This is a genomic window from Micrococcus sp. 116, assembly GCF_902506395.1.
GTDB classification, from domain to species: domain Bacteria; phylum Actinomycetota; class Actinomycetes; order Actinomycetales; family Micrococcaceae; genus Micrococcus; species Micrococcus luteus.
The window spans coordinates 1,785,487-1,811,830 of the sequence record NZ_LR732370.1; the positions used below are offsets into that span (position 1 = coordinate 1,785,487).

20 protein-coding genes and 1 tRNA gene are annotated in these 26,344 nt (G+C 72.6%); 11 read left to right on the forward strand and 10 right to left on the reverse strand.

The window, feature by feature from the left end:
- Position 1 precedes the first annotated feature (1 nt).
- The 3 genes from CITRIK5_RS08295 to CITRIK5_RS08305 are packed head-to-tail and all read left to right on the forward strand — an operon-like array spanning position 2 to position 4,883.
- Positions 2 to 2,572 (forward strand): DEAD/DEAH box helicase family protein, encoded by a 2,571-nt coding sequence (locus tag CITRIK5_RS08295; protein WP_159833502.1) that lies wholly within the window; start codon positions 2 to 4, stop codon positions 2,570 to 2,572.
- Between the two features lie 38 nt (positions 2,573 to 2,610).
- A complete protein-coding gene (locus CITRIK5_RS08300; RefSeq protein WP_101967490.1) occupies positions 2,611 to 2,934 on the forward strand; it encodes a nucleotide pyrophosphohydrolase in 324 nt (107 codons plus the stop codon).
- Positions 2,931 to 4,883, forward strand: a complete 1,953-nt coding sequence (locus CITRIK5_RS08305) for a DUF2075 domain-containing protein (RefSeq protein ID WP_159833504.1) — start codon at positions 2,931 to 2,933, stop codon at positions 4,881 to 4,883. The genes CITRIK5_RS08300 and CITRIK5_RS08305 overlap by 4 nt, the downstream gene beginning before the upstream one ends.
- Positions 4,884 to 5,190: 307 nt before the next feature.
- Here the strand turns inward: CITRIK5_RS08305 and CITRIK5_RS08310 are convergent, their stop codons facing one another.
- Both CITRIK5_RS08310 and CITRIK5_RS08315 read right to left on the reverse strand, forming a co-directional pair.
- Positions 5,191 to 6,603: a hypothetical protein gene (locus CITRIK5_RS08310; protein ID WP_159833506.1), complete on the reverse strand. Its 1,413-nt coding sequence runs from the start codon at positions 6,601 to 6,603 to the stop codon at positions 5,191 to 5,193.
- Positions 6,604 to 6,614: 11 nt separating this feature from the next.
- Complete coding sequence (locus CITRIK5_RS08315) at positions 6,615 to 7,718, reverse strand: alcohol dehydrogenase catalytic domain-containing protein (protein WP_159833508.1); 1,104 nt, start codon at positions 7,716 to 7,718, stop codon at positions 6,615 to 6,617.
- 122 nt (positions 7,719 to 7,840) lie between these two features.
- Here CITRIK5_RS08315 and CITRIK5_RS08320 point away from each other — a divergent pair, with 122 nt between their 5' ends.
- Positions 7,841 to 9,601 (forward strand): helix-turn-helix domain-containing protein, encoded by a 1,761-nt coding sequence (locus CITRIK5_RS08320; RefSeq protein ID WP_159833510.1) that lies wholly within the window; start codon positions 7,841 to 7,843, stop codon positions 9,599 to 9,601.
- 199 nt (positions 9,602 to 9,800) lie between these two features.
- Positions 9,801 to 10,628: a hypothetical protein gene (locus tag CITRIK5_RS08325; protein WP_159833512.1), complete on the forward strand. Its 828-nt coding sequence runs from the start codon at positions 9,801 to 9,803 to the stop codon at positions 10,626 to 10,628.
- A gap of 9 nt (positions 10,629 to 10,637) precedes the next feature.
- Here the strand turns inward: CITRIK5_RS08325 and CITRIK5_RS08330 are convergent, their stop codons facing one another.
- Positions 10,638 to 10,913 (reverse strand): DUF1540 domain-containing protein, encoded by a 276-nt coding sequence (locus tag CITRIK5_RS08330; RefSeq protein WP_159833514.1) that lies wholly within the window; start codon positions 10,911 to 10,913, stop codon positions 10,638 to 10,640.
- A 236-nt stretch (positions 10,914 to 11,149) separates the two neighbouring features.
- Here CITRIK5_RS08330 and CITRIK5_RS08335 point away from each other — a divergent pair, with 236 nt between their 5' ends.
- Both CITRIK5_RS08335 and CITRIK5_RS08340 read left to right on the forward strand, forming a co-directional pair.
- Positions 11,150 to 12,733, forward strand: coding sequence for an alkaline phosphatase (locus CITRIK5_RS08335; RefSeq protein ID WP_201294449.1), 1,584 nt, complete (start codon positions 11,150 to 11,152; stop codon positions 12,731 to 12,733).
- A gap of 94 nt (positions 12,734 to 12,827) precedes the next feature.
- A complete protein-coding gene (locus tag CITRIK5_RS08340; protein WP_159833518.1) occupies positions 12,828 to 13,589 on the forward strand; it encodes an OBAP family protein in 762 nt (253 codons plus the stop codon).
- Positions 13,590 to 13,669: 80 nt separating this feature from the next.
- On the opposite strand, the gene CITRIK5_RS08345 is transcribed toward CITRIK5_RS08340, so the two are convergent.
- The 3 genes from CITRIK5_RS08345 to CITRIK5_RS08360 all read right to left on the reverse strand — a co-directional run bounded on the left by CITRIK5_RS08345 (position 13,670) and on the right by CITRIK5_RS08360 (position 18,724).
- Positions 13,670 to 14,851: an NAD(P)/FAD-dependent oxidoreductase gene (locus CITRIK5_RS08345; RefSeq protein ID WP_159833520.1), complete on the reverse strand. Its 1,182-nt coding sequence runs from the start codon at positions 14,849 to 14,851 to the stop codon at positions 13,670 to 13,672.
- A gap of 112 nt (positions 14,852 to 14,963) precedes the next feature.
- Positions 14,964 to 17,615 (reverse strand): WcbI family polysaccharide biosynthesis putative acetyltransferase, encoded by a 2,652-nt coding sequence (locus CITRIK5_RS12215; protein ID WP_236557166.1) that lies wholly within the window; start codon positions 17,613 to 17,615, stop codon positions 14,964 to 14,966.
- A complete protein-coding gene (locus CITRIK5_RS08360; protein ID WP_159833522.1) occupies positions 17,612 to 18,724 on the reverse strand; it encodes a hypothetical protein in 1,113 nt (370 codons plus the stop codon). The genes CITRIK5_RS12215 and CITRIK5_RS08360 overlap by 4 nt, the downstream gene beginning before the upstream one ends.
- Positions 18,725 to 18,889: 165 nt before the next feature.
- On the opposite strand from CITRIK5_RS08360, the gene CITRIK5_RS08365 reads away from it, so the two are divergent.
- The gene (locus CITRIK5_RS08365) at positions 18,890 to 20,884 is read left to right on the forward strand and encodes a glycosyltransferase (protein WP_159833524.1); all 1,995 of its coding nucleotides are present in this window, start codon (positions 18,890 to 18,892) and stop codon (positions 20,882 to 20,884) included.
- Positions 20,885 to 20,912: 28 nt separating this feature from the next.
- On the opposite strand, the gene CITRIK5_RS08370 is transcribed toward CITRIK5_RS08365, so the two are convergent.
- The 4 genes from CITRIK5_RS08370 to CITRIK5_RS08385 form a co-directional block, all read right to left on the reverse strand.
- Positions 20,913 to 22,004, reverse strand: a complete 1,092-nt coding sequence (locus CITRIK5_RS08370) for a glycosyl transferase (protein WP_101967613.1) — start codon at positions 22,002 to 22,004, stop codon at positions 20,913 to 20,915.
- On the reverse strand, positions 22,004 to 23,131 hold the full coding sequence (locus CITRIK5_RS08375) for a glycosyltransferase (protein WP_044658799.1): 1,128 nt from the start codon (positions 23,129 to 23,131) through the stop codon (positions 22,004 to 22,006). The genes CITRIK5_RS08370 and CITRIK5_RS08375 overlap by 1 nt, the downstream gene beginning before the upstream one ends.
- Positions 23,132 to 23,377: 246 nt before the next feature.
- Positions 23,378 to 23,450: transfer RNA gene (locus CITRIK5_RS08380), tRNA-Ala, on the reverse strand.
- A gap of 34 nt (positions 23,451 to 23,484) precedes the next feature.
- Complete coding sequence (locus CITRIK5_RS08385) at positions 23,485 to 23,895, reverse strand: VanZ family protein (RefSeq protein WP_101967614.1); 411 nt, start codon at positions 23,893 to 23,895, stop codon at positions 23,485 to 23,487.
- Positions 23,896 to 24,247: 352 nt separating this feature from the next.
- Here CITRIK5_RS08385 and CITRIK5_RS08390 point away from each other — a divergent pair, with 352 nt between their 5' ends.
- Genes CITRIK5_RS08390 through CITRIK5_RS08395 form a run of 3 tightly spaced genes read left to right on the forward strand, consistent with a single transcriptional unit; the run spans position 24,248 to position 26,338 of the window.
- Entirely contained in the window at positions 24,248 to 25,945 is a 1,698-nt protein-coding gene (locus CITRIK5_RS08390) for a sodium:solute symporter family protein (RefSeq protein WP_159833526.1), read from the forward strand.
- Positions 25,946 to 25,978: 33 nt separating this feature from the next.
- A complete protein-coding gene (locus CITRIK5_RS12220; RefSeq protein WP_036339645.1) occupies positions 25,979 to 26,107 on the forward strand; it encodes a putative transporter small subunit in 129 nt (42 codons plus the stop codon).
- Positions 26,108 to 26,128: 21 nt separating this feature from the next.
- The gene (locus CITRIK5_RS08395; protein ID WP_020624127.1) at positions 26,129 to 26,338 is read left to right on the forward strand and encodes a hypothetical protein; all 210 of its coding nucleotides are present in this window, start codon (positions 26,129 to 26,131) and stop codon (positions 26,336 to 26,338) included.
- Positions 26,339 to 26,344 lie beyond the last annotated feature (6 nt).

Consider the following 26,344-nt stretch of genomic DNA (forward strand, 5'->3'; position numbering starts at 1 on the left):
CATGCGCTACACCCTGAAGGACTACCAGGTGGACGCCGTCGCCGACGTCCTGCGCCACCTGCACCGCGCCCGGGACAACTACCAGCGCTACGAGGCGCTCTCCCAGTTCGCCCTCGCGGCCACCACCGGTGCGGGCAAGACCGTGATGGTGGCCGCCGTCATCGAGGCCCTCTTCTTCGGATCCGATGAGTTCGACTTCGAGCCGGACCCCGGGGCGACCGTGCTCTGGTTCTCCGACGACCCGTCCCTCAACGAGCAGTCCCGCATCCGCATCAACGCCGCCTCCAGCGAACTCGGCAGCCGGCTCCGCACGGTGGAGGCCTCCTTTAGCGAGGAGAGCTTCGCGCCCGGGATGGTCTACTTCCTCAACGCCCAGAAGCTGCGCGAGGGCGGCCGCCTGGTGCGCGGGGCCACAGCCCCGACGAACAGCCGCACACCGGTGCTGGCGGCCCCGGACATGGCTCAGCGCACCCTCTACGACGTCATCGCCGCCACGGTCGCCCGGGAGGGGCGCACCCTCTACTTCATCCTGGACGAGGCCCACCGCGGCATGAAGCCCCAGCGGGACCGCCAGACCATCGTCCAGCGCCTGATCAACGGCACGGCGGGGGCCCCGCCCATGCCGATCGTGTTCGGCATCTCCGCCACCGTGGAGCGGTTCACACAGGCCATGGCCCAGGCCCAGGGCCGCGACGCGCTCTCCCCCGTGCAGGTCGACCCGGTCCGGGTGCAGGCCTCCGGGCTGCTCAAGGACGACATCGTGCTCGTCATCCCAGCTGAGGCCGGCGTGTTCGACACCACCCTGCTACGCGAAGCAGTGCGCCGTACCAAGGCCTCCACCGAGGCTTGGGCTGCGTATGCAGTCGAACAGAGCGAGGCCGACCCCGTGGTCCCGCTGCTGGTGGTGCAGGTGGCGGACAAGCCCTCGGACGACCACCTCAGCCAGATCCTGGACGTCATCCACGACGAGTGGCCCGAGCTGCGCCCGCAGGACATCGCCCACGTCTTCGGCACCCACGCGGACCGCCACCTGCCCGGCCAGGTGGTCAACTACATCGCCCCGCAGCGCGTCCAGGACGCCACGCACATCCGCGTGCTGCTCGCCATGGAGGCGATCTCCACCGGCTGGGACTGCCCCCGCGCCGAGGTGCTCATGTCCTTCCGTACCTACCAGGACGCCACCTATGTCCACCAGCTTCTCGGCCGCATGATGCGCACGCCGCTCGCCCGCCGGATCCCCGGCAACGAGGTGCTGAACTCCGTCGACTGCCTGCTGCCCCACTTCGACCGCGACACGGCCACCACGATCGCCGAGAAGCTCATGCGCGGTCAGAGTGACCTCGACGACCCCACCCCTGGCCCGAGCCCCGACCCCCTCCGTCGCGTGCTCTTCGACCCCGTCCGGCTGGAACCGAACGAGGCCCTCTCCCCGGAAGTGTGGGCGGCCTTCGACGCACTCCCCTCCGTCACCATCCCAGGCTCGCGCCTCAAGCCGATCAAGCGACTCGACCGCCTGGCCGCACGGCTGACCCTCGACGGGGTCAAGGACGACGCCTTCGAGGCCGCCACCGAGCGGATGTGCGCCGTCCTCGACGGGCGTGCCGTGGAGTTCAAGAAGGCGGTGGCGGACTCCCGCGAAGACGTCCTCCGCATGTCTGCCGAGGTGCTGCGCGGCCGGGCCGGCACCGACGCGCCGGTGGCGAGCTCATCCCTCACCCTGGACGCGGACGCCCGCGCCATCGAACACGCCTACTCCGAAGCCTCCCGCGCGCTGTCCGACTGGCTCGCCGGCGCCTACGTCGATCACATCGCGCCCCCGGGAGACGAGACGACCACACTCGCCGACGCCCACCTGGTGGTGGCGGCGCTCGGCCGCACGTCCGACGTCGTCCAGGCCGCGGAGGATGCAGCAGATGCGCTCGTCCGGCAGTGGCTCGACGAGACACGCGTGGCCCGCCGAGGGCTCAGCGACGAGCAACAGGCCGAGTACGACACCATCGAGGGCGCCTCCCGCACACCGGAGGAGATCACGGTCTCCCGCCCGAAGGTGGCACAGGCGGACCGCCGGTGGCGGGGCGCGGACCGCGCCGAACACGAGTTTCCGACGCGGACCGGTCATCTCATGTCCGCTCCGGACGGCACCTTCCCCGTGAACCTCAACGACTGGGAGACTCGCGTCCTGGACCAGGAGGCACGCGAGGAGAGCTTCCGCGGGTGGTACCGCAACCCTTCCCGGGCCACCCGGGAGTCGCTCGCCGTCGCCTACCGGGACGGGACCGGTCAGTGGCAGGCCCTGCGTCCGGACTTCGTGTTCTTCCACGAGACCGCGGGCGGGCAGATCGTCGCGGACATCGTGGACCCCCACGGCCACCACCTGTCCGACGCCCTGCCGAAGCTGCGCGGTCTGGCCGACTTTGCGGAACAGCACAGCAGCGACGTCCGCCGAATCGAGTCCATTGCGGAGACCGACGGCGAGCTCCGGGTCCTGGACCTGACCAAACCCGCCGTCCGCGATGCCGTGCGAGGAGCCCAGGACGCCAAGGCCCTCTACGAGGCGGCCCCGCGGTACTGAATCGGCCGACGTCGTACCGTGCCACCCTTGGAGGACCCATGACCGACCCTCACGACGAGACCCTGGCCCAGCTGCGCGAGTTCATCGCCGAACGTGACTGGGCCCGGTTCCACACCCCGGCCAGCCTCGCCAAGTCCATCAGCATCGAGGCCGCGGAGCTGCTCGAGCACTTCCAGTGGACGGAGGACGGCGCGGACATGGACGAGGTGCAGGACGAGCTGGCGGACGTGCTGACCTACGCATTCATGTTCGCGGACCACATGGGTTGGGACGTGGATGAGATCATCCAGGCCAAGCTGGTGAAGACGCGGATCAAGCACCCGGTGCCGACAGGCGGGGACGAGGAGGCGACGTCGTCATGACCGACCACAACCCCGGGTACACGTTGGAACGCCTGCCGTTCAAGGGCGCCCTTCCCCCCGAGCAGGAGAAGAACGCGCGCATGCGGGACTGGCCCGCCGTGTACGTGATCGACAATGAGAAGCAGGTCTACGTCGGCGAGACGACGAACATCGTCGCCCGACGAGGACAGCACCACATGGATCCGCGCAAGGCTCGCCTGACGACGATGCGCGTGGTGCTCCATGACGAGTTCAACAAGTCCGCCGCCCTGGACCTGGAGCGCTACCTCATCCAGATGCTCAGCGGCGACGGCGCTCGCGAGGTCCTGAACCGCAACGCCGGCATGACGGAGTCGGACTACTACGACCGCACGCGCTACCAGGAGATGTTCGCGGACATCTTCGAGCGGCTGCGGGCGGAGAAGGTGTTCAGCCGCTCCCGCGAGCAGATCCTCAACAGCACCCTGTTCAAGCTCTCTCCCTTCAAGGTGCTCACGCCGGAGCAGGAGGCATCGCTGCGGCACATCATCCAGCTGCTCGTCGCCGATGACGACGTCGATCGCGGCCCGCTCGTCATTCAGGGCGGCCCCGGCACCGGCAAGACGGTGGTGGGCGTGTTCCTGGCGAAACTGCTCGTGGACCTCGCGAACCTCACGGAGGAAGACGTCGAGGTGGACCTCAGCTCCGACCACGACTTCTTCGACCTGTTCACCCACGCCAACCGGAACGCCCTGCTGCGCGGCACCGAGGGCCGTGGTCTGCGCATCGGGATCGTCGTCCCGCAGCAGTCCCTCCGCCAGTCCCTCAAGCGTGTCTTCCGCCGGACGCCTGGGCTGCACCCGTCCATGGTGCTGTCCGTGTGGAACGTCGGAGACGCGGAGGAGCGCTACGACATCCTGATCGTTGACGAGGCCCACCGCCTCGGTCTGCGCTCGGCGCAGTCCAACGGCGCCCTCAACAACAAGTACACGGCCATCAACCAGCGGCTCTTCGGCGACGACGACGTCTCCCACACCCAGCTCGACTGGATCACCCAGCAGGCCAGGGACGTCGTCCTGCTCGTGGACCCGCGCCAGACGGTGCGTCCGGCCGACCTCGACGCCGCGACGATGGACGCCCTCCTCGCGCGGGCGCACGCCGAACACCGTCACCACGCGCTGGTGTCACAGCTCCGCGTCAAGGCGTCCGACTCATACGTCGACTTCTTCGGGAAGCTCCTCCGAGGCGAGCACCCCCCGGCCCCGGACCTGGGCGAGTACGACCTGCGCTTGTTCACGGACTTCGGCGCGATGCGTGAGGCGATCCGTGCGCGCGACACCGAGTTCACCCTCGCCCGTCTTGCCGCCGGGTTCGCCTGGAAGTGGCAGAGCAAGGGCTTCCGCACGAATCCGTCGAAGCCGGACTGGGACATCGAGCTCGACGGGGTACAGATGCCGTGGAACGTCGCCGACACCGACTGGGTCGACTCCCCCGGCTCACTCGACGAGATCGGCTCCATCCACACCCTCCAGGGGTACGACCTCAACTACGCCGGCGTCGTCATCGGCCCCGACCTGCAGTGGGACGACACGGCCCAGCGGGTGGTCTTCTCCCGTGCCGACTATGCGGACACGGGTGGCAAGAAGAACAACGGCTACCTCAGCCGCACCTACTCGGACGAGGACCTGCGCGAGTACGTCATCAACATCTACAACGTGCTCCTGACGCGCGGCGTCCGCGGGACCTACCTGTACGTCGTGGACGAGGGTCTCCAGGAGCAGTTCGCCCGCTGGTTCCCAGGCATCGACGAACTCGGCGTGACGTCAGCGGCCTTCGGCGTCCCTCCGGGTGGCCGTCCGGGCGAGGTCCTGCGCGCCGTCGATGTCGGCTACTCGGCGGAGACCGAGTTCATCCTCTCCACGGACGACCTCGAGCAGGCCCGTCGTCGTGCTGCGGAGCTCCGCCGTTCCCGGAGGCGGACCGGCGAGTGATGCTCGGCAACCTCGGGAATCATCTGCGCATCTGACCCTTCTGACCAGGCCCGCGGCCGCCAGAAGGGGCAGATGCGCAGAAGATTCCGGCTCCGGTTCGGACCCGATGAAGGCCGCTCAGACCAGATGAGAGCGGGTGTTGGAGAAGACCCAGCCCATGGCCCAGGCGGCCGGGGATCTGGACTGGGTGTTCCCCGGGGAGATGGCAGACCCTCCGGCGGCCAGACTCACGCACCGAGGCCCCGGTCTGCATCACAGTGAACGATGCATCCCGGGGCCTCGGTCGAAGGCTGCGGCCCGTGAGACGTCAGCTCTCGGCGGCCTGGCCCTCCTCCGCGCGGAGCATGGCCTCGAAGGTGGCATCTGGCTCACCGCGGAAGAAGTCCCGGCCGTAGATCACGAGGCAGAGGATGACGCCCGTCGCCAGGCCCCATGCGGCACCGTTGGACGCCAGCACCGCCGCGGTGACTCCCGCAATTCCCAGATCCTTGACGCTGCGGGCCTCCATGATGCCGACCTTCACGGACACGAATCCCTGGATGAGCAGGGTCAGGGCCAGAGCCACCCCGAGCACCGGCTGCACCAGCGTCACGATCGGCAGCAGCAGGAGCCCGGTGTTCGTGCCCCACCGGAACGACCCTGCCCCGCCGAAGATCGACTTCATGGCCTTGCGGCCCTCCTTGTAGCGCTCCACGATCACGACGTGCATGGCAGACCAGATCGGTCCGCACATGGCCACGTCCGGACCGATCATGGACATGAGGGTGTTGCGGCCGCCGAAGATCAGGTGGGCACGGTCCGGGTTGTACACGACCGCCTCATCCGTGCGGATCTGGTCGGCCTCCTTGAGGATCGCCCGGGCCTGGAGGACGTCGCCGAACACGACGATGTAGGTCGCGAGGACGGTGGGCAGCGCGGTGAGGAACATCGAGGCCGGCGGGAGGCCGATGCCGAAGATCGTGTACCCGGCGAAGAGGCCTGCGAAGTCCGGGGTGTTGAACCCCCACTCGATGGTCGGCCAGGGCGCTTCGCCGGCCAGGGGTGCGATGACCACGGCCAGGAGGATCACCGGGAGGATGCCCAGGTTGCCGATCGTGCGCCACATCGGGTTCTTGGTCCGCATCGCGGTGAACCGGCTGGAGAAGAGCAGGAGGAAGGCGATCCCCACCGCGATCGTGATGGTGACCGGGAAGGTCTCGAAACGCCCTCCGGCGACGAAGAGTGACTGGACGGCGGCGATTCCCGCACCCACCAGGACGCCCGCCTTGATGGCGGAGGGGATCAGCGAGACCACCTTGGAGGCGAGTCCCGTCGCACCCAACGTGATGGAGAAGACGCCCAGCATGAACTGGAACGCGATGAGTGCATGCACACGCTCCTCCCCCTCGGGGAACGCTGAGCAGTAGGCCATGACCAGCGGGATCGCCGGGGTGATCCACCCGGGAACCACCGGGTCACCGAGGAGGTGATGGGTGAGGTACAGGAGGCCGTTGAACACGACGACGGCGAGGGCCACCTCGAACGGCATGCCGAGCAGTTCGATCATCAGAGGGATGGCCGCCAGGTCCACGGCGCACATCAAGAGGCCCTGGACGTAGTCCGGCCACTCGAAGCGGTAGTGCACGAACGGCAGGCGGATCTGGAAGGGCCCTGCCTTCCAGTGCGGGGAGACTTCCCCGATGCCTTCCTCGTCCAGCGAGTGATGCGCAGTAGTCGTCATGTCCGTGGCCTTCAGTATTCGATGATCTGACGGACCGCACGGCCATCGGCCAGCTGGTCCATCGCTTCGTTGATGTCGTCGAGCCGCATGGTCGCGGAGACGAGCTTCTCCACGGGCAGCCGACCTTCACGCCACATCTGCTCGTATCGCGGGATGTCGCGAGCGGGCACGGAGGTGCCCAGGTACGAGCCGATGATCGTGCGGGCCTCACCCGTGATGGTGAGCGGTGAGATCTCCGCCGTCTGCTCCGGCGAGGGAAGCCCTGCCGTGACGGTCCTGCCGCCCGGCGACGTCGCGTTGAACGCCGTTGTGAAGGCCGCCGGATGGCCGGCGCACTCGACGGCGTGGGTGGTCTTGATGCCGCGCTCCGCCATCTCTTCGGGTGAGTAGGCGGCATGCGCGCCATAGCTGAGGGCGAGCTCCCGCTTCTCCTCGGACATGTCCACGGCGATGATCTCCTGCACACCGCTCGCCACCGCCGTCAGAAGGCAGGCGACCCCCACGCCGCCGAGGCCGACGATCGCGATGGAGTCGCCGCCCTCCGGGGCCGCGGCATTGAGCAGGGCGCCGCCGCCGGTCAGCACGGCACATCCCAGGACCGCAGCGACGGCGGCCGGCACGTCAGAGCCGACGGGCACCACGGACTTCCGATTCACGACCGCGTGGGTCGCGAATCCGGAGACGCCCAGGTGGTGGAACACCTCGTCGCCGTCGCGGTGGAGTCGGACCCCGCCGCCCAGGAGGACGCCGGCGTTGTTCGCCTCCGTGCCGGGTGTGCAGGGCAGGCGACCGTCGGTCTTGCACGCATCGCATTCGCCGCATCGAGGCAGGAACGTCATGACGACCCGCTGGCCGATCTCCACGTCGTCGACACCTTCACCGAGCTCCTCGACGATCCCGGCGGCCTCGTGGCCGAGCAGCATGGGGACGGGCCGAACGCGATGACCGTTCACCACGGACAGATCCGAGTGGCACACGCCCGAGGCCTCCATGCGGACGAGGATCTCGCCTGCGCCCGGGGGATCGAGCTCCAGGTCCGAGATGGTGAGGGGACGGGACGAGGCGTACGGCCTCTGCCGGCCGATCTCCTCGAGAACAGCTCCACGGATCTGCATGTGAGCGCCTTCCACGACGGGGATGTGTGATGTAGGCCTCAGGGCCTCGTCCCATCCCACCAGCGCTCCCCGTCCAGCGCTATAGACATCCAGTCCATCTCTCACCGAATAAAGTTGGCAGAGTGACCACTGACGCCCTCGACCACCGCCTCCTCCGAGCCCTGCTCGACACGGCTGCCGACCTGGCGGAACTGGCCGACACCGAATCCGTCCTGGCGTCCATCGTTCGGCGCACTCGAGCCCTCGTCGGGACGGACATGGCCTATCTCAGCCTCAATGACCACGCAGCAGGTGAGACGTACATCCGCCGGGCCGAGGGCGTCGTGACCCACGCCTACCGGACGATCCGCATGCCCATCGGCACAGGAGTGCTCGGGAAGGTGGCGGAGGGTCTGGCACCCTTCCAGAGCCTCGACTACTCCAACGACCCGACGATCACCCACATCCCCCAGGTGGACCACGCGGTGCAGGCCGAGGGCGTCCACGCGATCATGGGCTCACCCCTCGTCGTCGACGGCCGACCGCTCGGCGCCCTGATGGTCGCCGAACGTCGCGCCCGGAGGTTCACCCACTCCGAGATGACCATCGTCGAGTCACTCGCCAAACATGCCGCCATCGCGATCCAGAACGCACATCGCTACACGGAGGCACTCAACGCCGTGGGGCGCGCGGACGCAGACCGGGATCACGAGCGCCAGTCCCTGCGTGAGCTCACTCGCCTGGATGAGCTCTCCTCGCGCCAATGCCAGTCCCTGCTGGAAGAGCCCAATGAGACGGCCGTGCTCAATCGGGCCGCCGAGCACCTGGGGGTGGAGGTGGAACTCCTCTCCCCCGAACGTCCGACGTCGCCGCTGCGGCCCGCCCCCGCCCTCCCCTCGCGTCACACCGCGGGCGTGGCCCACGAGGTCGTGGCGCCGGACGGCTGCACCTGGACGCTCGTTCCCGCAGATCGGGACGCGCGCGACTGGCTCGCCGTCCGCCGCGCCCTCGACCCTGCCGAGGAGAAGGCCCTGCTCAGGACCGCGCAGCACCTCCTGCTCGCACGACGGCTCCGCAGCGCGCGGCGCGCCACCGAGCTCGAGGCGGGCGCCGGTTTGCTGGCCGAACTCGTCGACGATTCCGCCGGTGGAAGCGTGCGACGGCGTCGGGCGCTCGCCGAGCTCGGCCTGCGCGAGGATTCACAGGTCAGCTTGGTCGTCATCGATCTCGCCGCCGTACCCGAACCCCAGTTCGCCGAACGAGTGCTCTCACCCGTGGCGGGAGTGCGCCTCAGCGCCCCGCGGGGAGGCACATGGTGCGTGGTCGGTGACCGCCCGGATGTGCCTGCCCGCGTGGAGGCGGCAGTTCGGCATGCGACGGAGGCCGTCTGGCAGATGGCCTTCCTTGGGCCGGGCGAGCACTTCCGCGATCTGCCGGGAGCGTTCCACACGCTGGAGAACGCCCTCGCCGTCAGCCGGGTGGCCGGAGGGCTCCACGCCGTGGACGCGTCGACCGTGGGCGCCGTGGGCATGGTCCTCGCCGGGGCCGGCGAGGCGAGCAAGGACGTGACGGCCCGCCCGCTGGCGCCGTTGCGCGACCTGCCGCCCCAGCGTGCCTCGGCACTCCGCGAGACCGCACTGGCCTACCTGGACGCGGGAATGAACGTGGCCGAGACGTCCCGTCGGCTCTTCCTCCACCGCAACACGGTCCTTCAACGACTGGAGCAGCTCGGCGCCGTCCTTGGGCCCGACTGGCACACGCCCCCGCGGTCGCTCGACCTCCATCTCGCCCTGCTCTCGGCAGCACGCGACGACGGCGGCGCCCCGGGCGCACCACCCGCGCGAAGCCAACCCCGTCGTCGCGCTGAGGAGCTCCGCCGTTCCCGGCAGCGGACCCGGGAGTGACAGCCCCTACTCCCGGGGGAAATCTTCTGCGCGTCTGACCCTTCTGACCCGGCCACGGCCACCGAGAAGGGTCAGATCCGCAGAGGATCCCTGACACATGCCCTCACCGCCCCACACGTGACAAATACACAACACTTGCCTTGCGTATCTCACTGAGGTGTGCCTTACTGGTTCACGGACCCCCGCCGGAAGGACCCCCATGGCCCACGCCTCCACGCACCCCGCCCATCCGCTGCCGCCCGTGGCGTCCCGTCGTCTGCTGCTGGCCCAGCGGCTGCTCCGCGGCGAGGGCTCCGTCGAGGTCACGGCCTTCCGCGCCGGCGAGACGCTCACGACGGCCGTCCACGGCGTGAGCGCGGACGGCCGTCTCGTGGTCGCCCACGTCCCCAACCTCCTCGGTTCGCTCGGTGCGTTCCACACGCCCGCGCCGTTGGACGTGCGCGTGGACGTCCTGCGCGACGCCCTGGACCTCACGCTCCCCACCCGCCTGGCGTCCGTGCATCTGCTCGGCACCCTGCGCTGGTGCCGGGACTCGGCCGAGGTCGCGGAGCTGGGGTTGCGCGGCCGCGTCGCGGACCTCGTCGCCGACGTCGGCCCGCGGGTGCGCGTGGGCGTCGTCGAGACCCAGCGGATCCTGCTGCACGACGTCGACGGCGTCGCCGTGTTCTGCCGCCACACCCTGCCGCTCACGTCGCGCGGGCTCGTCGACCGGGCCGAGCTCGCAGACCTGGCGGACGACGTGCTGGGCACCGCCCCCGAGGTGCTCGCGGACCTGGCTGACGCCGTCGCCCTGGGCCTGCTGCCGGGCGCGAGCACCCCGTTGCAGGTCGGCACCGAACCCCTGTCCGAGTCCCCCGCCCACGCCCTCGACGCGGACGAAGCCGGGGTGACCCTGCTGCGCGTCCGCGACGGCGAGACCACTGCGGTGCACGTGGCCCTGCCCGGTGCGGGCCGGCTCGACCACAGCCCCCGGCACGCCTGGCGGCGCCTGCTGGACGCGATCCCGGCGCGGGTCTCCCACCCCTGAGGGGCGGCGTCAGCCGATCGTGTAGGTGGCGCAGGTGGCCACGTCCGTGACCTCGATGCCCTCGGCGGTGCAGGCGAGGTCGGCGTTGTAGGTGCACTCGAGGCGGTGGCACGCACCGACGGTCGAGGCGCCCTCGGTCACCGGGCGGCGGACGTCCAGCTGGACGAAGGTGCCGCAGCCGGGCGTGCGGTCGGAGCCGGCGACGGTGATGGCCAGGGCGTTGCAGGACGTCTCGGCGTTGAAGGCGCAGGCACTGGCGGCGCAGGTGCGGACGGCGGTGGTCATGGCGTGATCCTCCCGGTTAGGGCCCGCCCCGGACTGGGACGGTGCTGCTGGAATCGAGATTACTCCGGCCTGCGAATAGCACAAGAGGGGTGAGCCTTAGTCTATAGACGATTAGCGCAAATGAATTTTGCGCATTGTCGCGTGCCGTATGGACCGACGTCGCGCCCGCCGGCCGCCCCACCCCGCCGTCACCGCCCGGTCACGTCCGCGTCACCCGCCCCTGCCACCCTGCACGGGTGACCTCGCACACTGATCCCGCGCACCCGACCGCCCACCCCGTCTCCCGCCGCACCCTCCTCGGCGGGGCCGGCCTCGTCGTCGCCTCCGCGGCGCTGCTGTCCACGCCGGCCGGCACCGCCCACGCGGCCACCGGCCCCACGCCGTTCACGCTCGGCGTCGCCTCGGGCGACCCGTGGCCCGACGGCGCGGTGATCTGGACCCGCCTGGCCGTGGACCCGCTCGCGCTCGACGGCCTCGGCGGCATGCCGGACCAGGCGTTCCGGGTGGAGTACCAGGTGGCCACGGACGAGGGCTTCCGCAAGGTCGTCCGGTCGGGCGCCGTCACCACGGACCGGTCGCAGGGCTACGCCGTGCACGTCACGCTCACCGGCCTCAAGCCCGGCCGCGAGTACTTCTACCGGTTCCGCGCGCTCGGCCACCTCTCGCGCGTCGGCCGCACGGTCACCGCGCCCGCCCGCGGCTCGGACCCGGGCCGCCTCACCATGACGGTCGCCTCGTGCGCCAACTGGGAGCACGGCTACTTCACCGCCTACGGCCACATGGCCGCCGAGCGTCCCGACCTCATGGTCCATCTGGGCGACTACTACTACGAGATCATGCCGTACGGGTACCCGGTCTCCTCGGGCGTCCCGCGCGCCCACAGGAACGGGGAGTCCCGCACCCTCGCCCAGTACCGGGCCCGCATGGCGCAGTACAAGACGGACCCGCACCTGCAGGACGCGCACGCCGCCGCCCCGTGGCTCGTGATCTTCGACGACCACGAGCTCGAGAACAACTGGGCGGACGAGACCCCGGAGATCTGGGACCCGAACTTCCTCGCGCGCCGCGCCGCCGCGTTCCAGGCGTACTACGAGAACATGCCGCTCCGCGCGTCGTCCGTGCCCCGCGGCATCGACATGCAGCTCTACCGCCGCGTCCACTGGGGCGACCTCGCCACGTTCCACCTCCTGGACACGCGCCAGTACCGCTCGGACCAGGCCAACCTGGACCTGGTGAAGGTCGTCGACGCCGACGCACGGGACCCGCGGCGCACCATCACGGGCGCGGCGCAGGAGGCGTGGCTGCGCGAGGGCTTCGAGACCTCGGTCGCCCGCTGGGACCTCATCACGCAGCAGGTGCCGTTCGTGCAGTACGACCGCACCTCCGGCCCGCTGCTGTGGGGCGACATGGACACGTGGGACGGCTACGTCGCCTCGCGCGACCGCGTGGTCAGCGCGTGGACCGCGGCGGGCGTCCGCAACCCGGTGGTGCTCACCGGCGACATCCACGAGGCCTTCGCCTCGGACATCAAGCAGGACTTCAACGACCTCTCCTCGGAGTCCGTGGGCGTCGAGCTCATCACCACGTCGATCACCTCGGGCGGCGACGGCTCGGACGCCGCCGCGGAGGCGCTCGCGTGGAACCCGCACATCAAGTTCAACAACGACCTGCGCGGCTACCTCCGCGTGGACCTCTCCGCCCAGATGCTCGAGGCCCGCTTCCGCGTGGTCGACTACGTGAGCGAGCTGGGCTCGTCGGTGCGCACGCGCGCGGTCTTCGGCGTCGGCGACGGCGAGCACCGGCTCCACCGGATCGCCTGAGGCGGGGGGCCGTCGTCGGGCCCGCCTCCTGGACGCGGCATCCGGCAGCTCCACCACCCTGGCCGAGTCCGCCCCGCGCTCCTAGCGTGAGGCCATGAGCACCCATCGCCTGTCCTCCACCGCCCTCGGGTTCGCCGCCGGACTGGGCACCGCGGCCGCCGTCACCGCAACCCGCAAGATCGCCCTCATGGCCGCCGTCGGGAAGGGCCACCCGCTCAAGCACCGCCTCCTGGACGCGGCATCCGGCCTGGTCCAGCCGAAGTACCCCATGGGCGCGATGAGCACCTATCTCAACGGACTGCACTTCTACGCCGACGACCTCGGCCGACAGGTCGAAGCCAGCCACTTCTGCATCCACCTGCGCCACGACCTGCACCAGTGCGTGATCTTCGACCGCAACGCGCCGGACGCGCGGCTGATCGGCATCGAGTACATCATCAGCGAGGAGCGGTTCCGCAGCCTCCCCGACGAGGAGCGGCGCCTGTGGCACAGCCACCACTACGAGGTGAGCTCCGGCGCCCTCACGGCCCCCGGGGTGCCCGAGCTGGCCGAGCACAGTTACTTCGAAGACCTCATCCACACCTACGGGAAGACGTTCCACACCTGGCAGTACGACCGGGACGACTTCCCGTACGGCATCCCCCAGCTGATGATGGGCCTCACCGGCGACGGCCAGGTGGACGAGGCCCTCCTGCGCGCCCGGGACGAGCGCGTGGGCGTGGACACCGCGGCCAAGCGGCGCAACCGCGCGGACATCCCGGTCCCGGACGTGGTGCCGGGCGCGAACAGCTGGGAGCGCGGGCGCGTCGTGCAGACCACGCTCGAGGAGCGCCCGGTGCGGGGCCGCGACGACTGAGGGCGGCGTCGTCGGCAGGGCGCCGTTTCCCGAACGACAGCACGTCCGCCGCATGTGTCGCGTCGGCGAGAACGCTGGGCTCAGACCTTCCCCTTGAGCAGTCGGTGCCAGTAGATCCGGGGCTGGCCGAAGCGGTCGAAGGCCGCCGTGCTCTTCCGCGGCGTCGTCAGGTCCACGCCGGGGATCGACCGGTCCTCGGAGCCGTCGCGGACGTGCTCGTCCAGGACCAGCTCGTCCCGGCTGACCATCACGGGGATCACGGTGTAGCCGTCGTACTTCTGGAGCGGCTTCCCCGCGTCCGCGGCCTGGATGTTCTGGGCCAGGATCTTGACCTGCCGGCGCAGGGCACCGCCGGAGGGCCGTGTGCCCAGGGCGGCGGCGTCGCCCAGCGCCCACACGTGCGGGTGCACGGGATGCCGCAGGGTCTCGGGATCCGCGGCTGCCAGGCCGGCCTCGCCGTCGTCCGCCAGGCCCGCCTCGGCGATGAACTCCGGGGCCCGCACCACGGGCGTGATGTACGCGGCCGCCACGTCGGTGATCCGCTCACCGGTGTTGAGCACCACCTCGCGGGCCTCATGGTCCACGGCGTTCACCTCTGCGCCGGCGTGCACGTGGACGCCGTACCTCGCCACGGCCTCGGCCAGAGCGGGGTCGATGGTCTGCCGGTCCAGGATCCGGCCGTACGGGGTCACCAGGTGGACGTCCACGTCCGGCAGGATCCCCTTGCGCTCCCACGCCGCGCAGGCCAGGAACAGCGCCTTGAGCACGGTGCCGCCGCACGAGGAGGGCTCAGCCGGCACATTCGCCACCACACGGTCCCCCGCGGCCACACGCGACAGCAGCGCCCGGGCGGCGTCCACGTGCTCGGGCACGTGCGCACTCGCCGCCCATCCGGCGGCGTAGGCCTCACGCAGCCCGTCGATCGCACCCCACCACGGGGTCAGCCCCGGGCAGAGCACCAGGTGGCGGAAGCCCACGGTCAGCCCGGTGGTCGTCACCGCGGTCCGTTCCTCGGCGTCCACGGCCACGACGTGGTCCGGGATCCATTCGACCCCGTCCGGGATGACGGATCGCATCGGCCGTTCGAACCGGGCCATGTCCGCCTGCCCGCCCGCCGCGTAGTTCAGCATCGGCCGGTAGCGGTGCAGCTGTTGGCCGTCGGCGATGGCGACCCGGCCCTGCCGCTTCCGCCGCAGTGCGGCGGCCAAGGACACGCCGGCGTTGCCGCCACCGACGATCAGGATGTCGTACTGCTCGGTCACGTGGTCCTCCGTGGGGTAACGGGGTCAAGGGAACGGTACGACCGCCCCCGCAGACGTGCTCCGCGGTGGACGGGACGTGCCGCCCATCCTCCACTGGGGGCCGGAGCCGGCGCTAGCCCGCGAGGCCCAGCAGCCGCAGCTGGTCGGCGTACTTGCGCATCCCGACCTCCACGGCCTGCGGGTTCTGCGCGTACCAGTCCAGGTGGGTCTGTCGCAGCTGCTCGGCCGGAACGGTCTGTCCGGCCACGGTCCAGTCCTCGGTCGGCTCGGCGTCGAGGTCGAGGGCCTCGACCACGACCGCCTCGAGCGGGGCGCGCACCCCGCCGAGCAGCACGCGGGAGGCGGGCACGGGCTGGACGGCGACGTCGCCCGGCAGGCGCTCGGCCACGCGCTCGGCCACGCGGGTCAGCACCGTGTTGGTCGGGTGGTTCACGGTGTAGAAGCCGACGCCCCGCTCCGCCGCCACGAGATCCGCCATGGACAGTGTCCCCTTCGCCTCCTCCCTCGCCCGCAGCGCCTGCACGGACGCGGCCGCGGCCTCGCGGATCGCCGCCGGCGCCACCTCCCGACGACGGCCCGTCGCCGCCTCGGCCAGCACGCGCAGGTCGTGGTACGGCACGACGGGCGGGTCCTCCCCCGGCCGCTCGGCCGCCCCGGGCGCGAACTTCCAGTTGCGGAGGGTGACCTGCCAGGGGAAGCGCGAGACGTCGTACACCACGGGGATCCGCACCACGGCAGCGTCCTCGGGCAGCCGGGCCACGAGCTGGCCCGTGCCGATGGGCATGCCCCGGTAGTCGTGCGGGATCGGCTGGGTGACGAGCGCCTTCACGCGCGGCAGCAGCCGCTCCAGGTGCGCGACCTCGTCCGGCTGGACCTCGAAGGCGGGCGGCACGCGGACGCTCACCAGGTCCGCCCCGTGCAGCGGTGTGCCGGGCTCCCCGCCGAGGAGCCGCCGGTACGACTCGCCCTGGCAGTTGCCCCACACCAGCAGCAGGTCGCCCTCGGGCAGGTCCTCGAGCCCGTAGAAGTGGCCGTAGTGCCGGCGTCGTCCCTCGTCCTCGTGCACGCCTGCGTCCTCTCTCCTCAGCCGTCCTCGCGACGGATCCAGTCGACGCCCGTCTTCCCGAACCACCAGGCCAGGAACGCGGAGAGCGCCGCGATGCCCATGCCCACGGTGGCGTCCGAGCCGCGCCCGTCCTCCAGGTACTCCATGATCACCGAGATGCTCGCCACGAAGAACAGGGCGGCGCCCAGCGCGATCCCCACCATGGCCGTGCCCGCGAGCTTCCAGACCACGCCGCCCCCGCGCGCGGCCGGTGCCGCGGACGCCGCGACGGGTGCCGGTGACGGCGGCGCCCACCGGTGCGCGCCCGCGGGCGGCACGGATGGCTCCGTGCCGTGGCGCTGGCGCAGGGACTCCGGGATGATCGGCTCGTCCGGGGCGGGGCCGGGAGGCGGGCACCCGCCACCCCCACGCCGTCCCGCCCCGCCGGCGCCGCCACCGCGCCCGTGCGCACGTCAGCACGGCGAGCACGCCCCGCTCGCCCCGCTCGCCCGGCTCACCCAGCACCTCCACGCGCTCGACGCCGGCCCGTTCCAGGCGCAGCAGCCACGCGGCGACGGCGTCCGCGTCAGGGCGGGCGCCGGCCCCGGCGGGCCGCAGCGGCACGCGCACGTCCACGGACCAGTCGGACACCGACCGCACGGCGTCGAGGTCGCCGCGCGCCGGCGTCGGCGGCAGGTCCTCGGCCGCCGCCGCGCCGCCGTCGGGCTCGCCCAGCAGCCGCACGCGGGGGTCGCCGAGCGCCCGCGCCGCCGCCTCGTCGAGGCCGCCCACGACGCCGACCCGCGCCCCCGGCGCCGCGCGCAGCACGGCGTCCACCGCCACCACGGCCGCCGCCGCGCCGTCCGTGCCCTCCGGCACCCGCACGCGCGCCCCGACCCGCAGCGGGCCAGCCAGGGACAGGCCGTGGCCGCGGGCCGTCGTCGCGGGGATGCGGGAGGCCAGCACGAGCGCCTCGCGGGCCTTCACCCGGGCGGCCTCGGCGGCGTCGCCGCGTCCGCCGAAGTCGGCACCGGCCTGCCACGCCACCGCGTCCGGCGCGTGGCGCAGGGCCGCCCCCACGCGCCACAGCCGGTGCGCCAGCTCCCAGTCCTCCCCGCCGTAGCCGATGAACGCAGGGTCGAAGCCGCCGGCGTCCTCGTAGACCTCGCGCGCCACCGTGAGCACGGCCGAGATGACGTACCGGTAGCCGGTGGAGTCGGCGCGGCGCAGGTCGTCCGTGGCCCGGTACCCCTCGCGCAGCCAGGCCGGCTCGGCCAGGCGGGCGTCCGCGGGCACCTCGCCCCCGGGCCGCCAGCCGTCCGCCCAGGCCCGCTCCAGCCAGGCCTCGGCCAGGTGCCGCCGCCGGCCCACCACCGCGGCGTCCCGGGGCGCCTCGGCCACCGCCGCCAGCGCCGCGGCGAGGTACCCGGGCTCGGGGAGCATGTCCCCGTCGAGGAAGGCGAGCACGTCGCCGTCGGCCGCCTCCGCCCCGAGCGCCCGGGCCGCCGAGGCGCGGAACCCGCGGTCCTGCTGGCGCACGGTCACCACGTCGAACGGCAGGTCCGGGCCCACCCGGGGCGGGACGGGCGAGCCGTCGTCGGCCACCACGAGCTGCAGCCCGCCGGTCACACCGCGCTGGGCCGCGAGCGCGGCCGTGAGCCGGTCGAGGTCCGCCTGGGCCCGGTAGTAGGGCACCACCACGGAGACGGCGGCGCTCACGTCCACCTGTGCACGCGGCGGAGCACGTCGAAGAGCATCCGCGCACAGTCCTCGGCCCCGGGCGAGAGGTCCACGCCGGGGTCCAGCCACGTGCGCTCGGGGTCCTCGACCGCCTCGGCGATCGCCTCGGCCATCGCGAAGGCCGGCGACCCGTTCGGGTGCACGAGCCGCAGGGTGCCCGGGCGCAGGCGCTCCATCTCCTCCGTGTAGCGGCCGGCGGAGGCGATGGCCCGCCGCCCCACCGAGGTCCACGCCGCCAGGGACCCGGACGCGGACACGTTGCGGTGCGCCGCGAACGGGATGCCCGCCGAGAGCAGGGCCGCGTCCGCGAACTCGTCCGGCACTAACCCGGTGACGCGGAACTCCAGGCCGCGCGCCTCGGCGTCGCGGGTCAGCTCCGCCACGAGGTCGTCATGCCCGATGCTGACGGGTCCGAGCGCCGTCAGCCGGCGCGGCGCCCCGGAGTCCGGGCCCCACTGGCGGTGCAGCTCGGTGAGGGCCTCCAGGGCGAGGGCGTGCCCCTTGCCCGGGTAGACGAAGCCGAAGAGCACGAGGTCCCGGTCGAGGCCGGCCATGCTCTCCGGCACCACCGGTTCGGCGCGGGCGGCCGCGGCCCGGCGGTCCTGAACGGGCAGCGGGACCACGTCCGCGGCCACGTCCACCAGGTCCGCCAGCAGCGCCCGCTCGTGCTGCGAGGAGACCACGACGCCGTCCACCGCCTGGGCGAGCCGCGCGTATGCCTCGCCGCGGCGGCGGTAGCGGCCGTCGCCCTCGGCGGGCTGCGGGATGTCGTGCAGGGTGAGCGTGGTGCCCTCGGGCAGGACGTCGACGAGCAGGTCCGCAGCGGCGGTCGCGGTGGGGCCGAACAGCGCGTCCGTGACGTCCAGGTGCACGGCGGCGCCCAGCGCGCGCGCCTCCTCCAGCACGGGCACGAGGCCCCGGAACGCCGCGACGTCCTCCGCCGTGAGCAGCTCCACCTCGGCGCCCACCCGACGGAGGGCGGCGGCGGTCTGCCGGCCATGGCGCACCACGCCGTGCTCCGGCGCGCCCACGGTCACGTACAGCACACGCCCCTGCGGCTGCGAGTCCACGTCCACGATCCCCTTCACCTGCGGCGGCGCTCCTCGACGCGGCGGCGCGCCGGAACGGACAGGATGCCGCTGCTCCGATTCTCCGATCCTGCCCTGACAGACTAGATTTCGCGACCCCCGACCCGGGACGGGGACACGCCGCCCGCGCGGCATCGCATCCCCCAGGTCAGGAGGCCCTCCCCCGTGAGCATCACCGTCCAGCACGTGCCCGCGCAGCACCCGTACACCCGCGCGATCCGCCCCCTCGACCCGGGCGCCGCGCCGGACGTGGAGTTCCTGCCGGACCCGCCGGTGCCGGGCGCGCCCGCGCACCAGTGGTGGCCGCCCCGGGCCCTGCACGCGGAGTGGCTGGCCGAGCACCGCCCGGACGTGCTGCACGTGCACTTCGGCTTCGAGCACTTCAGCCCCGCCCAGCTGGCCGCCGCCCTGGACGCGCAGCACGCGCACGGGGGCGCCGTCGTCGTGACCGTGCACGACCTCGAGAACCCGCACCTGACGGACCAGGGCCCCCACCGAGACCGCCTGGCCGTGCTGCTGGGCCGCGCGGACGCCGTGCTCACGCTCACCCCCGGCGCCGCGGCGACCCTCGCCCGCGACTACGGCGTGCGCGCCCTCGTGGTCCCCCACCCGCACATCGTCCCGCTCGAGGACCTCGTGGCGCAGGGCGACGACGACGCCCCCGGCGCGCTGCCCCCCGACGCGTCCGACGACGGCGACGGCGCGGCCGCCCCCGCCCGCCTGCTGGTGCACGCCAAGGACCTGCGCGCCCAGGTGGCCCCGGTGGCGCTGCTGCCGGTGCTCGCCGCCGCCGTCGGGACGCTGGCCGAGCGCGGTGTCGACGCGCGGGTGACCGTGGAGGTCCAGGACACCGTGCAGGACGAGGACGCCCTGGCCGCGCTGCGCGCGGGCTGTGCCCACCACGGCTTCGAGCTGTGGCAGCACGACCGGCTCGACGACCCCGCCCTGCACGCGCTGCTGCGCGACGTGGACGTGTCCGTGCTGCCGTACCGCATCGGCACCCACTCGGGCTGGGTGGAGATGTGCCGGGACCTGGGGGTGCCGGTGGCCGTCGCGGACATCGGGCACATCGCGGACCAGTCCGGCGCCTGGTTGACCCCCGACTCGCTCGCCGCGTTCGACCCGGAGGATCCCGACTCCCTCGCCGACGCGCTCGAGACGCTGGTGCGCGCCCGCGCGCGCACGGCCCCCGCCGATCCCGCCGCCCGGGCCCGGCAGCGCCGTCGCGTGGCGGCCGCACACGTGGCCGTCTACCGCGAGGCCCTCGCCCGGGCGCGCGGAGCGTTGCCGAGCGTGTCCGTGCTGGTCATCACGGGGCACCGGGACGAGCACCTGGCCCGCGTGATCGCCGGGCTGGAGCGCTCCCACCGCCGCCCGGACCAGGTGGTCGTGGTGTTCATGGGCCAGCCGGACGGGCGCGTCCCGGCCACGGACCTGCCCGTCACCGTGGGGCACGTGGCCGCCGACGCCGGGCTGCCCCTGGCGCAGGCCCGCAACCGCGCGGCCGAGCTCGCCACCGGCGAGATCCTCGTCTTCCTCGACGTGGACTGCATCCCGGCCGCCGAGACCGTCGGCGTGCTGGCCACCGAGGTCGCGGCCCACCCCGGGTCCGTGGTGATGGGCCGGCCCCGCTACCTGCGGCCGGGCTGGACCCGCGACGTCGGGGAGGCCGACCTGACCTCGCACCGCGCCGACGCCCTGCTGCGCCGCCTCTCCCTGCCCCACCGGGCACGCGCGCACCTGACCGCCGGCCCCTCGGACGAGTGGCACCTCGTGTGGACGCTGATCCTGGCACTGCGGCGCGCGGACCTGGCCCGCATCGGCGGTTTCGACGCGGGCTTCACCGGCTACGGCGCCGAGGACACGGACCTGGCCTTCCGCGCCCGCGACGCCGGCCTGACGCTGCGGTTCAGCCCCGCCGAGGCGTTCCACCAGCACCACGGCGTGATGACCCCGCCGCTGCACCACCTCGAGGACATCCTGGTCAACGCCCGCCGCTTCCGGCAGGTGCACGGCCGATGGGCCATGGAGGGGTGGCTGCGCGCGTTCGCGGACGCGGGGCTGATCGCGTGGGACCCCGAGGGCGAGCGGCTCGAGCTGCTGCGTCACCCCACGGAGGCGGAGCTGACGGCCGCCCGCCGCGACGACGCCGCGTACTGAGGGGCGAGGCGCCGGGGGCGTGCCGGACTCAGCCCAGGGCACCCTCGATCGCCGCCTCCCAGCGCCGCCGGTACTCGCCCGGCGCCACGAGCAGCAGGCCCGCGAGCCGGTCGGCGGCGGCCGGGTCCGCGAGGGCGCCGCGCACCGCGCCGGCCCAGTCCGCGTCCGGGTCCTCCCACGCGCACCACGGCACACCCGCGGCCCGGTGGATCTCGCGGACGAACACGCGCTGCTCGTCGAACGGCCGCGGCTCGGGGGCGAGCACCACAGGGCGGCCGGAGCGGGCGGCGTCCACCACGGCGTTGTGCCCGGCCGAGACCACCACGACGTCGGCGTCCGCGGCCCGGCGGGCCGGCGCCTGGACCCAGCCGTGCAGCGTCACGGTGGCGGGCATCGCCTCCGCCGCGAGCCCGCCCGGCGCCTCCGGATCGCCCACCCCGGCGATCGGGCCGTACACCTCCCACGTCGCCTCCGGCACGGCGGATGCCGCCCGGGCCAGGTCCGCGGCCCGCACCCCGCCGCCGCCTGTCCCGGCGATCACGGCGACGCGCGGGGCGCCGCCCGCGGACGCCGTCGTCGTGGCGCGGGTGCCGAGCCGGCCGGTGACGTCCGCGACCCCGAGGTAGGTGACCCGGTCCGCGTGGACGGCGCGCCAGGCGGGGACCTCGAGCTCGGCGGCGTAGTGGGCGAAGAGGCCGTCGGCCTCGGCGTAGACGAGGGCGTGCGCGGGGTCGGTGCGCTCGCCGTGCATGCGGCGGTGCAGCACGGGCCAGCCCGCCAGGCGCAGGAACAGGGCCGCCTCCACGGACACGTCCACCACGCACACGTCCGGGTCCACCCGTTGCGCCGCCGCGTGGAGGGCGTCGAAGCGCGCCCGGATCTCGGTCCCCACCGGGGACCAGTGCAGGGGTGAGCGGGCCGGCTGCTGGTGGCCGGGCACGAGGTCCGAGGGCAGCGGGATGACGGGGACGTCCGCGGGCAGCAGTTCGGCCGCCCGGGGGTGGGCGGTCACGACCGTCACGTCGAACGCCCCGGTCGACGCCAGGCCGGCGGCGTGCCGCAGGTGCCCCGCCCCGTGCTGGTGGGCGTAGTAGAGGACCCGCCTGCGGGCCGGAGCCATCAGAGGGACTCCAGGTCCGCCGCATCGGCGGACGGGCGCGGGACCCCCTGCGGGTCGAACCCGTACGCGTCCTCGGCGGCGGCGAGGTCACGGGCGTCCTCGGCGGCCTGCTCGAGCAGGTCCACGTAGCCCTCCACCATGGTCTCCGCGCTGAACCGGCAGGCCCACGCGCGCACGCGTCCCCGGTCCTTGCGGCGGGCGTGACGGATCGAGACCGCGAGCTCCTGCGCCGTGTGGTGCACGGCCAGTGCGCCGGCCTGCGGGGCGACGATCTCCCCCATCGCGCCGCTGAGCAGCGCGGCCACCGGCACGCCGAGCGCCATGGCCTCCACCACGGCGAGCCCGAACGGCTCGGCCCACAGGGGCGTGGCCAGGAAGACCTCGCCCGTGGCGAGCATGTGCGGCAGCGCGTGGTGGTCGAGGTGGCCGTGGTAGACGGTGTCCGGGCCGAGCCGCGGCACGACCTCGCGGGCGTGGTACTCCTCGTCCGAGATCGGCCCGGCGAAGTGCAGCTCCATGCCCGCGATCCGGGCGGCGTCGATCGCCACGTGCAGGCCCTTCTCCGCCGTGATCCGGCCCGACCACACGGCGCGGCCACGCACGGGGACGGCGTCGGAGACCCAGTGGTGCAGCTCGATCCCGTTGGGCACCACGTCCACCCGGGGCAGCCGGTGCTGCCAGGCCAGCGCGTTCGACGCGGACACCGAGGCCCACCGGTGGTGGTGGGGGGCCGTCCAGTCCGGGGCGTCGACGACGGCCAGCACCTCCGCCAGCGTGGCCGGCGTGTGCAGGACGGTGACCATGGGGCGGGCGCGCAGCAGCTCGAGCGGCGCCGGGGAGAGGGAGTTGTTCAGGACGGCGTCGGAGTCGTCGTCGAGGATCAGCGCGCAGGCCCGGCGGGCGGCCTCCTCGCGCACGCGGGCGCCCGCGCGGCCCGGGCCGGCGCCCTCGGCGGGCAGCACGGCGACGACGTCGCCCGGCAGCCGGGTGCCCTCCCGCGCGTAGACGGTGACGTCGTGGCCCCGGCGCACGAGGTGCTCCACGGTCATGGCCGTGTGCATCTCCAGCCCGCCCTCGTAGGGCGAACGAATGGGGTGGAGCATGTGGGTGAGCACGCTGATGCGCATCGGCGTCCCCTTCCCGGCCCGGGCCGGGCCGAACGGCCCCGTGCGGGGCGGCAGAAGCGCGACTGACCTGCGGTGACACGACCGCATCACGTCCGCGCTGACGTACCCCGGCACTGTAGACACCCGGCGGGTCCCCCCGGAAGCGCCGGCCCCCCTCCCGGGGGTGAGGGCAGGGCAGGCGCACACGCCCCCGTCACGAGAAAGTCCCGGCCCGCGACCTCGAGGATCGCGGACCGGGACGGCCCGTGGAGCTAAGGGGAATTGAACCCCTGACCTTTTCATTGCGAACGAAACGCTCTACCAACTGAGCTATAGCCCCAGGTCATGCCCTCCCGCGGGAGCGCACCCGAACATCATACGCCCGCCGCCCCCGATCCTCCAATCCGGCGACTCCACGCGGCGAGCACGCCGAGCACCACACCCGCCAGGTCCGCGACGACGTCCACCGGGTCCCCCGTCCGCAGCGGCACCCACGCGTGCTGCACGAGCTCGCTCACCGGCGCGTGCACCGCGAACGGCAGCGCCCACCACGCGCTCCGCCCCCGCCACACGGCGAGGAACGCGGGCAGCGCGAACACGGCCACGTGGATCGCCTTGTCCAGTCCCGGCACGGTGAACCCGGCCTCCGGCACCTGCTCGCCCGGCAGGTACAGCACCACCAGCTGCACCGCGACGGCGACGGCCAGCGCCGCCGCCAGGGCGCGGCGCCGTCGTGGGGAAGCGGGGGCGGAGGGAGCGGCCGGGGAGCCGGAAGGAACGGTCATCCGCCCATTCTGTCCGGCTTCTGCGCCGGGCACTCATGGTCCCCGCCCTGCTGAAAAGGCTCTATGTTTTTGCCATTTCTGCGCCGATCATGTGATGATCGCGCCATCCGGGTGGGCTCGTTCCGCCAGGATGCCGGTGTTGACAGCGCCGCCCAGGGCCGAGGGACCGCGATGGCTTGAGCAGAGAGCTCGCCGTTCGTGGACTCGGGACCCGGCGGGATGCCCTCCACCTCCCCGGCCCCCTGGCCGCGACGTGATCGGTACGCCACCCTCCGCCCTGCGGAGCCGTGCCCTGACCGGACCGCGCCGGGGGACCGGGACGTCCACAGTCACTCGTGCGAAAGGAAGTCCGATGCCGCCCTCCCAGGACGCAGCATCCCTGACCCAGCTCGGCGTGATCGGGGTGATCCTGCTCGTCGCGCTGTTCTACGGCGGGACCATGATCATGTCCGTGGCCATCTCCAAGAAGAAGGAGAACGCCGACGCCTACATGACGGCCGGCAATCAGATCGGCTTCGGCGTGTCCGCCGCCTCCATGACGGCCACCTGGATCTGGGCCGCCTCCATGTACGCCTCCGTGACCGCCGGCTACACGTACGGCGTCTCCGGCCCCCTCCACTACGGCCTCTGGGGCGCCCTGATGATCCTGTTCATCTACCCGTTCGGCCGCCGCATCCGCGCGGTCGCGCCGCGCGCCCACACCCTCGCCGAGGTGATGTACGCCCGGCACGGCCGCTCGTCGCAGCTCATGCTGGCCGGTTCCAACGTGCTCGGCTCCGTCATCTCCCTGACCTCCAACTTCATCGCCGGCGGCGCCCTGATCTCCCTGCTGTCCCCGCTGTCCTTCGGCGCGGGCATCCTGATCGTGGCCGCGGGCGTGCTGCTGTACACCCTGTGGTCCGGCTTCCGCGCCTCCGTGCTCACCGACTTCGCCCAGGTGATGGCCATGCTCGGCGCGACCGTCATCATCATCCCCGCCGTGTTCTTCGCCGCGGGCGGCCCGGGCATGTTCCAGGCCGGCGTCGAGGCCGGCCACGTCACGGCCCAGCAGCAGAGCTTCTTCTCCTCCGAGGCGTTCATGAACCAGGGGGCGCCGTACATCGCCGCCGTGCTGGCCTACGCGATCGGCAACCAGACCATCGCCCAGCGCCTCTTCGCCGTGCGTGAGGACCTCATCAAGCCCACCTTCGTCACGGCCACCCTCGGCTACGGCGGCACCGTGATCGGCGTCGGCATGCTCGGCGTCATGGCGCTCTACCTGGGCGTCGAGCCGCTCGACGGCGACGTCAACAACCTCCTGCCGCAGATGGTCGCCGACCACCTGCCGCTGGCGCTCGTGGCCCTGGCGTTCCTGATGATCATCGGCTCGCTGTCCTCCACCGCCGACTCGGACCTGTCCGCCCTCTCGTCGATCGTGATGACGGACGTCTACGGCCAGTCGGTCGGCCGCAAGAACGCCGACCCGAAGACCATGCTGCTGATCGGCCGCATCACCATGATCGTGGCGACGGCGGCGGCCCTGTACTTCGCCACCGCCAAGTTCGACATCCTCGACCTGCTGGTCTTCGTGGGCGCCCTGTGGGGCTGCCTCGTGTTCCCCGTGATCGCGTCCTTCTACTGGGGCAGGATCACCAACGCCGCGTTCACGGTGTCCGTGCTCGCCGCGCTGGCCGTGTTCCTGCCCGTGCGCTTCGAGTGGATCCCGATCGAGGGAGTCTGGGCGTTCGTGGTGGAGACCCTCGCGATCCTCGGCGTGGGCGTCGTGCTGGGCATCATGTGCTTCGGCTTCTTCGGCCTGCGTCCGGCGGTCGTGGTCGGCGCGATCGCCTCGGTCGTGATGCTGTTCCTCGGCTACGGCTTCCTGCGGGACTACGCCACCCTCACGGGCTCGCTCGTGGCCTACGCCGTGTCCTTCCTCGTGTGCTGGGGGCTGTCCGTCCGCTCCGGGCAGGACTTCGACTTCGACCGGATCGCGCGCGTGACCGGCGACTTCGACCCCGCGACCGAGGACCTGCCGCAGGTCGAGCGCGCCTCGGCCCCCGTGTCCTGATCCCCCGTCCACCGACTCACAAGGAGCATCCGCATGACCGTCGGTCTCACCCTGTACGTCCTGATGTGGCCCGTCCTCGTGCTGGCCGTCCTCGTCGCGATCGCCCGCGGCTTCGTCGCCGACTGGGCCGCGGCCCGCCGCGAGGGCCGCTCGATCATCTGAGGCCTCCGCCGGGGGCGGCCCGTGACCCTGGTGGTCCTCGCCCTCGACACGGTCTTCCGCCTGACGCCCGCCGAGACCTCGGCCGCCATCCCGGGCATCGCCGGGCTCGAACACTTGCTCGTGACCGCCGGTCTCGCGCTGCTGTTCGTCGCCCTGTACGGCGGCGTGCGGGAGCGTCAGGCCCACCTCGAGACGGGCCGCGCCGGCGGCGCCGTCGTCGAGGGGGCCTGACCCGCT

Coding starts and splice junctions, on each gene's coding strand:
- CITRIK5_RS08295 (WP_159833502.1), top strand. CDS start 2: ATGCGCTACACCCTGAAGGACTACCAGGTGGACGCCGTCGCCGACGTC.
- CITRIK5_RS08300 (WP_101967490.1), top strand. CDS start 2,611: ATGACCGACCCTCACGACGAGACCCTGGCCCAGCTGCGCGAGTTCATC.
- CITRIK5_RS08305 (WP_159833504.1), top strand. CDS start 2,931: ATGACCGACCACAACCCCGGGTACACGTTGGAACGCCTGCCGTTCAAG.
- CITRIK5_RS08310 (WP_159833506.1), bottom strand. CDS start 6,603: ATGACGACTACTGCGCATCACTCGCTGGACGAGGAAGGCATCGGGGAA.
- CITRIK5_RS08315 (WP_159833508.1), bottom strand. CDS start 7,718: ATGCAGATCCGTGGAGCTGTTCTCGAGGAGATCGGCCGGCAGAGGCCG.
- CITRIK5_RS08325 (WP_159833512.1), top strand. CDS start 9,801: ATGGCCCACGCCTCCACGCACCCCGCCCATCCGCTGCCGCCCGTGGCG.
- CITRIK5_RS08330 (WP_159833514.1), bottom strand. CDS start 10,913: ATGACCACCGCCGTCCGCACCTGCGCCGCCAGTGCCTGCGCCTTCAAC.
- CITRIK5_RS08340 (WP_159833518.1), top strand. CDS start 12,828: ATGAGCACCCATCGCCTGTCCTCCACCGCCCTCGGGTTCGCCGCCGGA.
- CITRIK5_RS08370 (WP_101967613.1), bottom strand. CDS start 22,004: ATGGCTCCGGCCCGCAGGCGGGTCCTCTACTACGCCCACCAGCACGGG.
- CITRIK5_RS08375 (WP_044658799.1), bottom strand. CDS start 23,131: ATGCGCATCAGCGTGCTCACCCACATGCTCCACCCCATTCGTTCGCCC.
- CITRIK5_RS08385 (WP_101967614.1), bottom strand. CDS start 23,895: ATGACCGTTCCTTCCGGCTCCCCGGCCGCTCCCTCCGCCCCCGCTTCC.
- CITRIK5_RS08390 (WP_159833526.1), top strand. CDS start 24,248: ATGCCGCCCTCCCAGGACGCAGCATCCCTGACCCAGCTCGGCGTGATC.
- CITRIK5_RS12220 (WP_036339645.1), top strand. CDS start 25,979: ATGACCGTCGGTCTCACCCTGTACGTCCTGATGTGGCCCGTCCTCGTG.